Annotated in this window: 11 protein-coding genes; 4 read left to right on the top strand and 7 right to left on the bottom strand. The window is 66.3% G+C overall.

Annotation, left to right across the window (positions count from 1 at the left end; genetic code table 11):
• Nucleotides 1-33: 33 nt before the first annotated feature.
• The 4 genes from AC5LXX_RS18360 to AC5LXX_RS18375 all read right to left on the bottom strand — a co-directional run bounded on the left by AC5LXX_RS18360 (nt 34) and on the right by AC5LXX_RS18375 (nt 5436).
• The gene (locus AC5LXX_RS18360; RefSeq protein WP_493412564.1) at nt 34-2259 is read right to left on the bottom strand and encodes a penicillin-binding protein 1A; all 2226 of its coding nucleotides are present in this window, start codon (nt 2257-2259) and stop codon (nt 34-36) included.
• Nucleotides 2260-2517: 258 nt separating this feature from the next.
• Nucleotides 2518-3369 carry a DMT family transporter gene (locus AC5LXX_RS18365; RefSeq protein ID WP_493412565.1) on the bottom strand — a complete coding sequence of 284 codons (852 nt, stop codon included), beginning with the start codon at nt 3367-3369 and terminating at the stop codon, nt 2518-2520.
• On the bottom strand, nt 3333-4649 hold the full coding sequence (locus AC5LXX_RS18370; RefSeq protein ID WP_493412566.1) for an opine metallophore biosynthesis dehydrogenase: 1317 nt from the start codon (nt 4647-4649) through the stop codon (nt 3333-3335). Before AC5LXX_RS18370 ends, AC5LXX_RS18365 begins: the two co-directional genes overlap by 37 nt.
• On the bottom strand, nt 4642-5436 hold the full coding sequence (locus AC5LXX_RS18375; protein WP_493412567.1) for a nicotianamine synthase family protein: 795 nt from the start codon (nt 5434-5436) through the stop codon (nt 4642-4644). Before AC5LXX_RS18375 ends, AC5LXX_RS18370 begins: the two co-directional genes overlap by 8 nt.
• Before the next feature lie 183 nt (nt 5437-5619).
• Here AC5LXX_RS18375 and AC5LXX_RS18380 point away from each other — a divergent pair, with 183 nt between their 5' ends.
• Nucleotides 5620-6516 (top strand): LysR family transcriptional regulator, encoded by an 897-nt coding sequence (locus AC5LXX_RS18380; protein WP_322084289.1) that lies wholly within the window; start codon nt 5620-5622, stop codon nt 6514-6516.
• On the opposite strand, the gene pdxR is transcribed toward AC5LXX_RS18380, so the two are convergent.
• On the bottom strand, nt 6517-8010 hold the full coding sequence (pdxR, locus tag AC5LXX_RS18385; RefSeq protein WP_493412568.1) for a MocR-like pyridoxine biosynthesis transcription factor PdxR: 1494 nt from the start codon (nt 8008-8010) through the stop codon (nt 6517-6519). It abuts the gene before it with no gap.
• 123 nt (nt 8011-8133) lie between these two features.
• On the opposite strand from pdxR, the gene AC5LXX_RS18390 reads away from it, so the two are divergent.
• Entirely contained in the window at nt 8134-8772 is a 639-nt protein-coding gene (locus tag AC5LXX_RS18390) for an FMN-binding negative transcriptional regulator (protein WP_493412569.1), read from the top strand.
• A 33-nt stretch (nt 8773-8805) separates the two neighbouring features.
• On the opposite strand, the gene AC5LXX_RS18395 is transcribed toward AC5LXX_RS18390, so the two are convergent.
• Entirely contained in the window at nt 8806-9387 is a 582-nt protein-coding gene (locus tag AC5LXX_RS18395; RefSeq protein ID WP_493412570.1) for a thioredoxin family protein, read from the bottom strand.
• Nucleotides 9388-9611: 224 nt separating this feature from the next.
• Here AC5LXX_RS18395 and AC5LXX_RS18400 point away from each other — a divergent pair, with 224 nt between their 5' ends.
• The gene (locus AC5LXX_RS18400) at nt 9612-10352 is read left to right on the top strand and encodes a response regulator (protein WP_493412571.1); all 741 of its coding nucleotides are present in this window, start codon (nt 9612-9614) and stop codon (nt 10350-10352) included.
• Entirely contained in the window at nt 10349-11671 is a 1323-nt protein-coding gene (locus AC5LXX_RS18405) for an ATP-binding protein (protein ID WP_493412572.1), read from the top strand. The genes AC5LXX_RS18400 and AC5LXX_RS18405 overlap by 4 nt, the downstream gene beginning before the upstream one ends.
• 75 nt (nt 11672-11746) lie before the next feature.
• Here AC5LXX_RS18405 and AC5LXX_RS18410 read toward each other — a convergent pair whose 3' ends face one another.
• Complete coding sequence (locus AC5LXX_RS18410; RefSeq protein WP_493412573.1) at nt 11747-12358, bottom strand: alpha/beta fold hydrolase; 612 nt, start codon at nt 12356-12358, stop codon at nt 11747-11749.
• Nucleotides 12359-12382: the final 24 nt, after the last annotated feature.

Here is a 12382-nt window from a genome sequence, read left to right on the forward strand (position 1 = left end):
GGCCGCCGGCGTGACCGGCCGGCGGTATCGCGATCAGCGAAAGAACCTCAACCAGTCGAACAGGCCCGAATGCGGTGCGCGCCGCTTCGGCGCCGGCGCGCTGCGCGGCCGGAAGTCGGGCGAGAACTGCACGTGCGAATCGATCGCCCGCGCGCGCAGCGCCGCGTCGTAGAACGAGCCGACGATCGGCAGTGCGCTGTGCGCGCCCGCGCCCCAGTAGTCGCTGCGCAGCGTCACGCTGCCGTCGTCGAAGCCGACCCATGCGCCGGCCACGAGCTGCGGATGCATCAGGACGAACCAGCCGTCCGTGTTGTCCTGCGTCGTGCCGGTCTTGCCGGCAACGTCGATCCGGATTCCATAGCGCGAGCGAATGTCGGCACCGGTGCCGTAATCGACGACCCCGCGCATCACGTCGACGAGCGTCTGCGCCGCGGCTGCCGGCAGTGCGCGTTCGGGCGGTGCGCTGCCGAAGGCGGCGAGCACCTTGCCGTCGCGGTCCTCGATGCGCGTGATCATCTGCGGCGCGACGTATACGCCGCGGTTCGCGATCGTGCCGTACGCGGACACCATTTCCTTCAGCGTGACCGGGCTCGTGCCGAGTGCGAGCGACGGCACCGCGTCGAGCGGGCTGTCGCGTACGCCCATCGCGCGCGCAAGCTGCGCGACCTTCGCGGCGCCTTCGTGCTGCATGACCTGCGCGGTGATGCGGTTGCGCGACAGCGCGAGCGCGTCGCGCAGCGTCATCGGCTCGCCGGTCGGCGGCTCCGCGTCGGTCGGATGCCACACGGCACGGCCGCCGATCGGAATGGCGACGGGGCGGTCGACGAACGTATCGTCCGGCCGCATGCCGTCCGCGAACGCGGCGCCATAGACGAACGGCTTGAACGTCGAACCCGGCTGGCGGCGCGCCTGCGTGACGTGGTCGAACGGCTCGCTGCCGAAATCGGGACTGCCGACCCATGCGCGGATCGCGCCGTTGCGCGGATCGATCGCGACGAAGCCGGCCTGTACCTGGGTCTTGCGCTCGCACAGCGCGCGCATGAACGCGCGGTTTGCGCCGAGCTGCTTCAGCGCCGGCACATCGGCAACGCCCGCGTCGCGTGCCTGGCGGTATTCGGGCGTCTGGCGGATGAAGCCGCGGAACAGATCGTTGCGCAGCCCGCAGCCGGACGGCCCGCGCCACGCGCTGTCGGCGATCGACTGCAGCCGTTCGGTCTGCCGCGTCAGTGCCTGCGTGGCCATGTCCTGCAACTGCGCATCGAGCGTCGTGCGCACGACGAGCCCGTCGGCGTAGAGATCGTAGTTGTTGCGGTCGGCCCACGCGATCAGCCACTTGCGCAGCTGGACCGCGAAATGCGGCGCGAGGCTCGGCTGCGCCGTCTGCGGTTCGAAGTCGACGCGCAGCGGCTGGCGCTGCAGTTTCGCGAGCTGCTGCGGCGTGAGCATGCCCATCTGCGCCATCCGGCCGAGCACGATGTTGCGCCGCTGGACCGCGCGCTCCGGATTCAGCACCGGGTTGTAGTAGCTGTTGCCCTTCAGCATCCCGACGAGCGTGGCGCTTTCCGCGATGTCGAGCTGGTCCGCCGACTTGCCGAAGTAGGTACGCGCGGCCATCTCGACACCGTACGCGTTGTAGAGGAACGGCACCGTGTTCAGGTAGGTCTCGAGGATCTCGTCCTTGCTGTACACCGACTCGATCTTGAACGCGGTGATCAGCTCCTTCACCTTGCGCGTGAGCGTCGGCGCGCGGCCGACTTCGTCCGGATACAGGTTGCGTGCGAGCTGCTGCGTGATCGTCGAGCCGCCCTGGCGGTCGCCCGAGAAGGTATGCAGTCCGGCCGCGAGCGTACGGCGCAAGTCGATGCCGTGGTGTGAATAGAAGCGGTGGTCTTCGGTCGCGATCAGCGCGTCGACCATGTGTGGCGAGATCTGCTTGAGCGGCACCCATTCGCGGTTGACGGGCCGGAACTCGGCAATCAGCTGGCCGTCGGCCGACAGCACGCGCGCGGGGCGGTCGATGCGCGCCTTGCGGATGTCGCCGATGCTCGGCGTGAACGGGACGAACGCAAGCAGGACCAGCAGGCCCAGCACCGGTATCGCGGCGAGCGTCAGCGCCACGCCGCGGCGCGTCGGATGGCGCAGGCGATGCAGCACGCCCGCGCACAGTGCGCGGAGGCGCGCGCGGCAGGCGGCGAGCGGTGCGACACGGGCGCGGCAACGGAGCCACGCGTCTCGGAGAAACGGCACGAAGCGATTCAAGGCGGCAGGAGCGCGGATGGAAGACGCGCGATCCTAGCAAACGGCGCACGCGCGCCGGCGGCCGAAACGGCCGTTTGCTTGCAGGATTTACAGACGATTACGTTTGTTGCCCGCCGACAACCTTTTGTGGTGCAGCCCGGCGCGATTCTCCTGACGAATTGTGGCCTCGCCCGCGATACCCGGGAGGCCGGACGCAACGCGGTGGTCGGAAGAGATGTGCAATGGACCCGATAGATCCGGACAGGCCATCACGACGATTCAGGCTTTGAGTCGAGACAAATTGATGCAGGCAACGATGATCAGGATGCCGCCGACGATTGATCCAGTGTCCATCGATTCATGCCAGAAGATCCAGCCCCATGATGCATTGAAAACGATGCCGATGTAGCGTGTTACAGCGACGACGGATGCTTTTTCGTGTGTGAATGCTTTTGTGAGGAACAATTGCCCGAACAGCGAAACGCCTCCGAGTGCCAGCAAGAGGCCGTATTGGCGCGGCGTATCCGGCCAGACAAAATCTTTCCACATCAGCGGAACCGAAACGAGCGCCGCAATGGCAAGAAAGTAGAAAACAATCTCGTACGCGTGATGCCTGGCGCTGAGCTGGCGAATGGCGACGTGTGCGCCCCCCGCAAACACCGCACTCAACAGTCCGAGCCCTGCATAGATCGAGTAGCTCGAGTATTGGTAGGGCTTGATGATCAGGACGGCGCCGGCAAGGATGGCCGGGAGCAGCAGCCACACGTGTCTGGGAATGTGCTCCTTCAGAAAGACGGCCGAGAGCAGGATGATGAAAACCGGGGAAAGGTGCGCGAGGATGCTTGCATCGGCGAGCGGAATGTGCGCGATTGCATAGAAGTAACAGACGAGATAGAACGCTCCGAGCAACCCGCGCACGATAAGCATCGACAGGTCGCTGCGGGAAAATGACACGTTGCCGCGTCGCATCAACAAGTACACGAGTGCCGCACCAATTGTGCCGCGAAAGAAACCGATTTCGGCCGGTGGCAGTGTCGCGCTGATTTCCTTTACCAGCGCATTCATGATGCTGAAGGTGAAGGAGGCCAGGACCGCTAGCAGGACTCCGCTTTTCCAAAGGTCGTTGACCATTGACGGTAGATCGTTGCCGCCTGTGCCTGTGTGCTCTCTTGAAGGATGGTCGGGTGACAATTGGCAACTCCTTTTTCGCTGATGAAGCGCTGTATGGCGGTCTCGTAATTGAATAGCAGTTCGCACGCGTGCGGCATCGGCAGGTCGAAGCATTGCCCGAGACAACGGATGAGGGACAACTTGCGATGATCCTCGAGCGGCACGCGCGGAACCTGCCACAGGCCGTCTGCGTCGAGATGGGCGCGGCGGAACGGAACTGCGGAGAAGTCGAAATATCGGCCGCGTTCGTCAGGCTGCGAAAATGGATCCACGAGCAGTGCGCTGTAGCGGACGAACAGGAGATACTCCTGGTGCAACTCGTCGAAGTCGGGAAAATGGGCGATCGCGTCCCGCTCGAGCATGACGTCGTCGACCGGATAGTTGTCGTCGTTGAGGAACCTGAGCAGGTTGACAGGCTGCGCGCCCATTCGCTCGAGCAACGTCGATATCTCTTTCCAGAGCCGGACCATGCTGCGCATGACTTGCGGTGTAATCGGCCCCTCCGGATGGAGCTTGTAGATGTAGCGGTCCGGTCCGTTTGAAAACAGGACATGCTCCAACGCCGGGGGGCAGAGGACGAGCGGACTGTGAACGTATGTCGTGATGCTGCGCGCTTCCGCTTCCAATGGCGAACGCATGATGACGACTTCGATGCCGTGGCGTTCCACGGCGCGCCGCACGGTATGCAAGGTCGCACATTCCCGATTCGCGGCAATGAAAATCCGGCGCTTGAATGCCTTGGTCGTGGCGGCTAGGGGCTGGGTGGCATCGAGAATTTTCGTGTCGCCGAAATAACTGGACAGGCAGATCACGTTGAACTGCCTGTTCGCCGGCAACGCGGCTTCCACCAGCAGTGCTGCCCCGAGGAACGGCGACATCAATACGATCGAGCGTACGCGCGTCAAGCGATCCCAGGGCAGTCCCTTGAGCACGTCCACATAGCAATCCGCCGGTGTGCAGAGAATCAATGTGTCCCACTGATCGTCGAGACAGTTTCCACCTTCATGGAAACTGTCGATCGGCATGCTGACACGCTCGCTCAAGGCCCGTCCGCGCCCCTCCAGCGAAAGGGGCTGGCCCGCCGCGATTGCGTCGCGTATGAGACGGCTGCGCGCACCGGGACGGCTCATGAATCCCAGCATGCCGTCGGACACGCTGCGAAGATCGAACGCAAACTGGATGGCTACGGCGCCCAGTCCGATGAAGAGAAAATCTTCGGCCGTATTGCGGTGGTCACGCATGGCAGGGCTTCTCGAGGACGATCGTATCGAACATCGAATGCACGATGGCCGGGCCAGCAACCTTCCAGCGACGGAGGCAGGCCGGATCGATCGAGTAATTGAACAGTTCCTTGATGCCTGTCCCGTATCGCACCAGCACCTTCGCACGATCGTTCATCACTTTCCAGATTTGCTCGAGCACGGAAGCCTTGCCTTCTACGAGCGAGGCGACCATGAAATGCGTGGCATGCCGGGCAAAAGGAAGCGCGTCAACGGTGAGGCTCGTAAATTCCATGAGCCCGCCAAGGCCCTGCCGATTGGCGATTTGCAAACCAAGCAGCGTTGCCTCGTCGTCAATATCGACGCAGCACAGTTGGGCCTTGGTCTCGCGGGCGATCAACATCGCGGATGTGGGGAATGCGCCTGAGCCGATGAACAGGATGCGTGCCTGATCCGTAATGCCTACGCGACCTATTTCGGCACGAACCGACAACGCGAGCGAGTCGAGGTAAGGGCCGAGATCCGTGCCCTCGCGCAGCATCCGTTGGCACAGGTACTTTTCGAGGCTGCACAGAGCCGTGACGGCGGAGTCCCGCACCCTGTGGACCAGACTCGATTGCTCGACGTCGTTCCGTGCCGATACCCAGCCTGGCGGGTCCATTTCGTTTGCGATGAACTCGCTGAGTTCGTCGATCTTGCGTTTCAGAATCTCGTAGCAGCCGTCGGCTTCTCTCGCGTACACGGTCAGGAGTCGAAGCTCACTTTCGAGTTGCCGAAGCATTTCCGTTTCGTCGATACATGTGCTCATGGGACCAGTCCTCGGGGAATCAGCATTGCCTGTCGATTCGACAAGCGCTCTCAGTCATGTCGACCGTGTTGGCCGATCTATATCGATAGTGGATACTTGACACGCAGATAATGCGTGATCAGATACTTTGTTCCCAATGCAGTTTTGACTTGCAGGTAGTCGCCATTGATATAGGTGATGTCGATGAATCCACGCCAACTCGAAGCTTTCCGGGCTGTCATGACGACCGGCACGACGACCCGCGCATCGGACCTGATGCACACGTCGCAATCGGCGATCAGCCGGCTCGTCAGCCAATTGGAAGCGACGTTACGCCTCAAGTTGTTTGACAGGGATGGAGCCCGGCTGCGCCCGACGCCGGAGGCCAAGGCGCTCTTGATCGAAGTCGATCGCATGTTCGCCGGGATGGACGTGATCCGGGAGCGGGCAACGAGTCTGCGGGAAGGGCGGAGCGGAATCCTGACGATTGCCAGTCTGCCCGCGCTGGGATATGGGCCGTTGCCCGCCTTGATCACGCAATTGCGATGCGACATGCCGGATCTGCTTATCCGCTACGAAATTTATTCGTCCCAGGAAGTACGCGAGCGTGTTTCGAGCGGGCAATGCGACGTAGGATTTGCCGCCGAACTGATCGACACGCATGGGTTAGTCGCCCGATCAATTGCAAGGCGGCGAGCGGTCCTTGCGGTGCCGACGGATCATGTCCTTGGACAACAATCCAGGGTGTCGCTGTTCGATCTGGTGGACTACCCGTTCATTGCGCTTTCGTCGAGGGATACGTCACGCCGTCAACTCGATGCATTGCTGGCGAATCGGGGCGAGAAACTCAATGTCGTCATCGAGGTCGCCTACGCGCTGACCGTTGCTTCCATGGTGTGTCACGGTGCAGGCATAGGGCTTGTTGATCCGCTTTCCGTCGAGATGTTCGACTGGCACGGCGTGAGATTCATCGAGGTCGACGAACCCATATGGTTCAACACCCTTGCGATTCACAACATGTCGACACCGCTTTCGGCGCCTGCCAGCAAGCTTCTGGCCTTGGCCGATGCGGCCTGGAATGGCGACGGACATGAGCACTGATCAAGCTTCCGCTGACGAAACCACCGCCGCGAGCCGTTGCGCGGCGGCCTCCATCTGCGCGCGGCCGAACCCGCCGAAGCCGAGCACGAGCCCCGGTCGTGCCGTGCCGGGCGCGAACATCGGCGACACCGCGCGCACCGCGACGCCGGCCTGCGCGGCGCGCGCGACCACGTCGAGATCGTCGATGCCGTCGGCAAGCCACAGCACGACGTGCATTCCCTGGTCGCCCGGCTGCACCCATGCGCGTTCGCGCGGCAGCCGCGCGCCGAGCGTGTCGATCAGCAGCGCGCGCTGTTCCGCGTACACGCCGCGCACGCGGCGGATGTGGCGGTCGAGATGGCCTTCCGCGATGAACGCGGCGAGTACGTGCTGGTCCGCGGTCGGCGCGTGGCGATCCATCAACACGCGTGCGCCGCAGAACGCGGGCACGAGATCGTCGGGTGCGATCACGTAGCCGAGCCGCAGCGACGGAAACAGGATCTTGCTGAACGTGCCGAGATAGATCACGCGGTCGGGGTCGAGCCCCTGCAGCGACGGGAACGGGTAGCCCTCGTAGCGCAGCTCGCTGTCGTAGTCGTCTTCGACGACCCATGCGCCGTGCGCGCGCGCCCACGCGAGCAGCGCGTTGCGCCGCGCCATGCTCAGCGGCATGCCGAGCGGGTACTGGTGCGAAGGCGTGACGAACGCGGCGCGCGCATCCGGGGCGAGCCGCATGCCGGCGTCGACATCGAGGCCGTCGGCATCGACCGGCACGCGCACCATCGCCTCGCGCCGCCCGGTGCTTTCGAGCAGCGCGGTGATGCCGCGATAGGCAGGATTCTCGACCCATGCGCGGTCGTTGTCGCCGAGCAGCACCTGGCTCGCGAGATGCAGCCCCTGTTGCGTGCCGCTCGTGATCACGACCTGGCCGGCATCGCAGCGCACCGAGCGCGACCGGCGCACATAGTCGGCGATCGCTTCGCGCAGCGGCAGCGCGCCCTGCGGATCGGCATAGCCGGACGGCGCGCCGGCGCCGCGGGCGCGCAGACGGTTGCCGAGCCGGCGCCAGATGTCGTCGGGCGCGGTGAGGCCGACCGGCACCGAGATCGCGAACGGCATGGCCGGCAACGGGCTGAATTCGCGGGCGATCCGCGCGAAGGTGGCGGCGGGTTCGGGCAGCCCGGCGTGCGCCGGGCGCTGGCGTTGCGCCGGCGGCTCGGGCGCGTTGCCGGCCGGTGGTTCGGCGAGCGCGTTCGCGACTCGCGTGCCGGCGCCGCCGCGCGATTCGAGAAAGCCTTCGGCGATGAGCTGCGCATACGCATCGACGACGGTGCCGCGCGCGACCTGCAGCGCCGCTGCCAGCAGCCGCGTGGACGGCAGCGTGTCGCCTGGCCGGACGTCGCCGCGGCGCACGGCGTCGCGCAGCGCCTGCGCGAGCTGGCGGCTCAGGTCGCCGGCCGCGCGGTCGAGCGCGCCGAGCGACGGGATTTCGACGATCCGGGCCGTTCTTGCCATGATTCTGGTCTGCTGAAATTGTTCCAAACCGGCTCTACAGCATAAACCAGTTTGAGATCACAATCGGCGCATGACGGGCCCGCGCCCGCGCCATTTCCAACCCCGTACGACCGTGGAGCCGACATGTACGTCCCCGCCGATTTCAACGAGCCCAATCCCGACGCGCTGCGCGAGCTGATCGTGCAGCATCCGTTCGGCAGCCTGATCACGCACGGGAAAAGCGGGCTCGACGCGAACCACATTCCGTTCGAACTGCTGCCCGCTGATGGCGGGCTCGGCGAATTGCATGCGCACGTCGCCCGCGCGAATCCGGTCTGGCAGGACGTCGCGGACGGCGACGACGTGCTCGTGATCTTCCGCGCCGGCGACGCGTACATCTCGCCGAACTGGTACCCGAGCAAGCACGTCGCGCACCGGCAGGTGCCGACGTGGAACTACGTGGTCGTGCATGCGCACGGCCGCATCACGGTGCGTGACGACGAGAAGTTCGTGCGCGGCGTGGTCGCGCGGCTCACGCGCACGCATGAGGCGTCGCAGCCGGTGCCGTGGAAGATGGGCGACGCGCCGAAGGACTACATCGACACGATGCTGCAGTCGATCGTCGGGCTGCAGATCGAGATCACGCGGCTCGTCGGCAAGCGCAAGCTCGGGCAGAACAAGGCCGAGGCCGATATCCGGGGCGCCGGCGAAGCGCTGGTCGCGGACGGCAACCTCGCGATCGGCGAAGCGATGCTCGCGGCGGCCGACGCGAAACGCGAGTGAGCGAGGGCATGCCGCGCCCGCATGCCGCACGGGTCACTGCGTGCGCGTCGCGTCCTTAGCCGATGTGCCGGCCTGTGCGAGCGCGCCGCGAATCGCGGCCTCGGTCTGGTCGTAGCCGCCTTCGCCATAGCGCGTATAGACGACCTTGCCGTTCGCATCGATCAGGTACAGCGCGGGCCAGTACTGGTTCCCGTACGCGCGCCACGTGTCGTAGCGGTTGTCCTGCGCGACCGGGTACCGGATGCCGAAGCGCTTGATCGCGTCGGCGACGTTGCCCGCGTCGCGCTCGAACGGATATTCGGGCGTATGCACGCCGACCACGACGAGCCCCTGGTCGCGATACTTCCGGTCCCACTCCTTCACGAACGGAATCGTATGAATGCAGTTGATGCACGAGTACGTCCAGAAATCGACGAGCACGACCTTGCCGCGCAGCTGGCCGAGCGTCAGCGGCGCGCTGTTGTGCCAGCGGTCGATGCCGGTGAAATCGGGCGCGGTCATGCCGGCCTGCGAGGCCTGCATGCCCGCGTCGTCGCGGGTGCCGGCGAAGGCGGCGAGCCCCGCCGTGGCGGCGAGGGCGATGACGATGGCGGCGGTCTTGAGTCGGGGCAGCATGGCGTTCTCCTGATCGGGGGGCCGCTGCTCGGGGGCGCGGCCGGACGGGTTTCGACAGGCCCCATTAGGCGGCGCCGACGTATCTGCGATGTGTCCGGCCAGCCGCCCGTATGCAATGTTGTGTGTCGTCACGGCGGCGCGATACATTGGGATACAAACGCGTGCCTGCCTTGCGGTATAACAGCGGACATCGCCTGCCCGAACCCCGACACCGACCACGACTCATGGACAAGATCGACCACGTGCTGATCGTCGACGACGATCGCGCGATTCGCGAACTGATCGCGGACTACCTGGAAAAGAACGGCATGCGCGTGTCGCTGGCCGCGAACGGCCGCGAGATGCGCAACGCGCTGGACGACGGCGCGCCCGACCTGATCGTGCTCGACCTGATGATGCCGGGCGAGGACGGCCTCACGCTGTGCCGCGACCTGCGCGCCGGCAAGTTTCGTACGGTGCCAGTGCTGATGCTGACCGCGCGCGGCGAGGAAACCGACCGCATCATCGGCCTCGAGATGGGCGCCGACGACTACCTGGCCAAGCCGTTCGCGGTGCGCGAGCTGCTCGCGCGGATCCGCTCGGTGCTGCGCCGCGCGCGCATGCTGCCGCCCGGCATGCAGGTGACGGAAACGGCCGGGATGCTCGCGTTCGGCGAATGGCGGCTCGACACGACGGGGCGCCACCTGCTCGATGCCGAAGGCACGCTGGTCGCGCTGAGCGGCGCCGAATACCGGCTGCTGCGCGTGTTCCTCGACAATCCCCAGCGCGTGCTGACGCGCGACCAGCTGCTCAACCTCACGCAGGGGCGCCAGTCCGACCCGTTCGACCGCTCGATCGACCTGCTCGTGAGCCGGCTGCGCCAGCGCCTGCGCGACGGCGCGCGCGAACCGCGCTACATCAAGACGCTGCGCAACGAGGGCTATGTGTTCTCGTCGGCCGTGACTGCCGTCGACGGTACGCCATGAGCGCGCGCATGCCGTGGCACTGGCCGCGTTCGCTGTTCGCGCGGCTCGCGCTGATCCTGTGCGTGGGCCTCGCGCTCGCGCAGACGCTGTCGTTCTGGCTCACCGTGACCGAGCGCGACCAGGCGACCACCAACCTGATGATGGGCTACATCGAGCGCGAGGTCGCGAGTTCGGTCGCGCTGCTCGATCATCTGCCGCCGGCCGAGCGCGCCGCGTGGCTGCCGCGTCTCGCGCGGCGCAGCTATACGTTCATCCTCGGGCCCGGCGAGACTGGCACGCCGCCGGAAGCGCGGCTGTCGGCACGCGTCGAGCGCTCGATCTCGGACGGCATCGGCGGCGACTACCCGCTGACCGCGAACGCGATCCCCGGTGACCGCGAGCATCTGCAGGTGCATTTGCGCCTGACCGACGGGTCGCCGCTGACGATCGACATCCATCCGATGTCGACGGTGCCGCTGTCGGGCTGGTTGCCGGTCGTGCTCGTGCTGCAGCTCGCGGTGCTGGCCGCGTGCTGCTGGCTCGCGGTGCGGCTCGCGACGCGGCCGCTCAAGCAGCTCGCGCAGGCCGCCGATGCGCTCGGCCCCGACCTGAAGGGCGAGCGGCTGAACGAAGGCGGGCCGTCGGAAGTCGCGCGGGCCGCGCGGGCGTTCAACGCGATGCAGGACCGTATCGCGCAGTACATGGCCGAACGCATGCAGATCCTCGCGTCGATCTCGCACGACCTGCAGACGCCGATCACGCGGATGCGGCTGCGCGTCGACGTGATGGACGACGACACGCAGGGCGCGAAGCTGCGCCAGGACCTGATCGAGATGGAGCATCTGGTGAAGGAAGGCGTCGCGTACGCGCGGACGCTGCACGGCACCGAGGAAGCCGCGCGCCGCATCGATCTCGACGCGCTGCTCGACAGCATCGTGTGCGACTACACGGACGCGGGGCAGGACGTCGCGCTGCACAGCCGTGCGCCGCTCGCGCTCGTCACGCGGCCGAAGGCGCTGCGCCGCATCGTCGGCAACCTCGTCGACAACGCGCTGAAGTTCGCGGGTGCGGCCGAGATCGACGTGCGGGCCGCGCCGGACGGCGGCGCGGTGATCGCCGTGCTCGACCGCGGGCCCGGCATTCCGGCCGATCAGCTCGACGCCGTGTTCGAGCCGTTCCGGCGCGTGGAGACGTCGCGCAACCGCGATACGGGCGGCACGGGGCTGGGCCTGGCGATCGCGAAGCAGCTCGCGCTCGCGATGGGCGGCACGCTGACGCTGAACAACCGGCCCGACGGCGGCGGGCTGGAGGCGCGGCTCACGCTGAGGAGCGCGGGGTGACGCGACGCGCGGGCGTCGCGGTTGCACGGCTTCAGGCTCATGCCGGCGTGCAAGCCGAACCCGAAGCGCGCGATGTCACACGCGCTGCAGATGCGCGTCGACGAGCGGCGCGAGCGCTTGCGCATGCACGGCCGCGAGGTCGTGGCGGCCGCCCGGCACGACATGCAACTGCGCATCGGGCAGCCGTTCGAGCAGGCGCCGGCCGGCCGCGACGGGGCTGATCGGATCGTCGTCGCCCCACAGCAGCAGCGTCGGCTGCGCGATGCGGCCGATCTCGTGCGAGAAGTCCGCGCGGAACGTCAGGAACCAGTCGGGCAACTGCGGGTTCGCTTCGGCGAAGCCGGCCCGCCAGTCCTGCGCACCGAGCGCTGCCATGTCGAGGCCGCCGGACGTGACCGTCAGCACGAGGTGCGTGACGAGCCCGGGCTTGTCGAGCGCCGCGCGCATCGCGATCACGCCGCCCATCGATTGGGCGATCACGGCGGTCGGCCGGTCGATCTTCGCGAGGACCTCACGCACGAGGCTGTCGAAATCGTCGACGGCCGGATCGCGCGGCGTGTCGCCGAAGCCCGGATAGGCGACGATCCGCCGCTCGGCCGGATGCGTCAGCAGGGTGGCCAGCGGCTGCCAGAAGGCGGTGCTGCCCGATGCGCCGGGCAGGAAGAGCAGTTGCGACGGAACGGGCATGGTGCTCGGTTTTTCCTGTGATTG

It is taken from the genome of Burkholderia torrens (assembly GCF_984668525.1).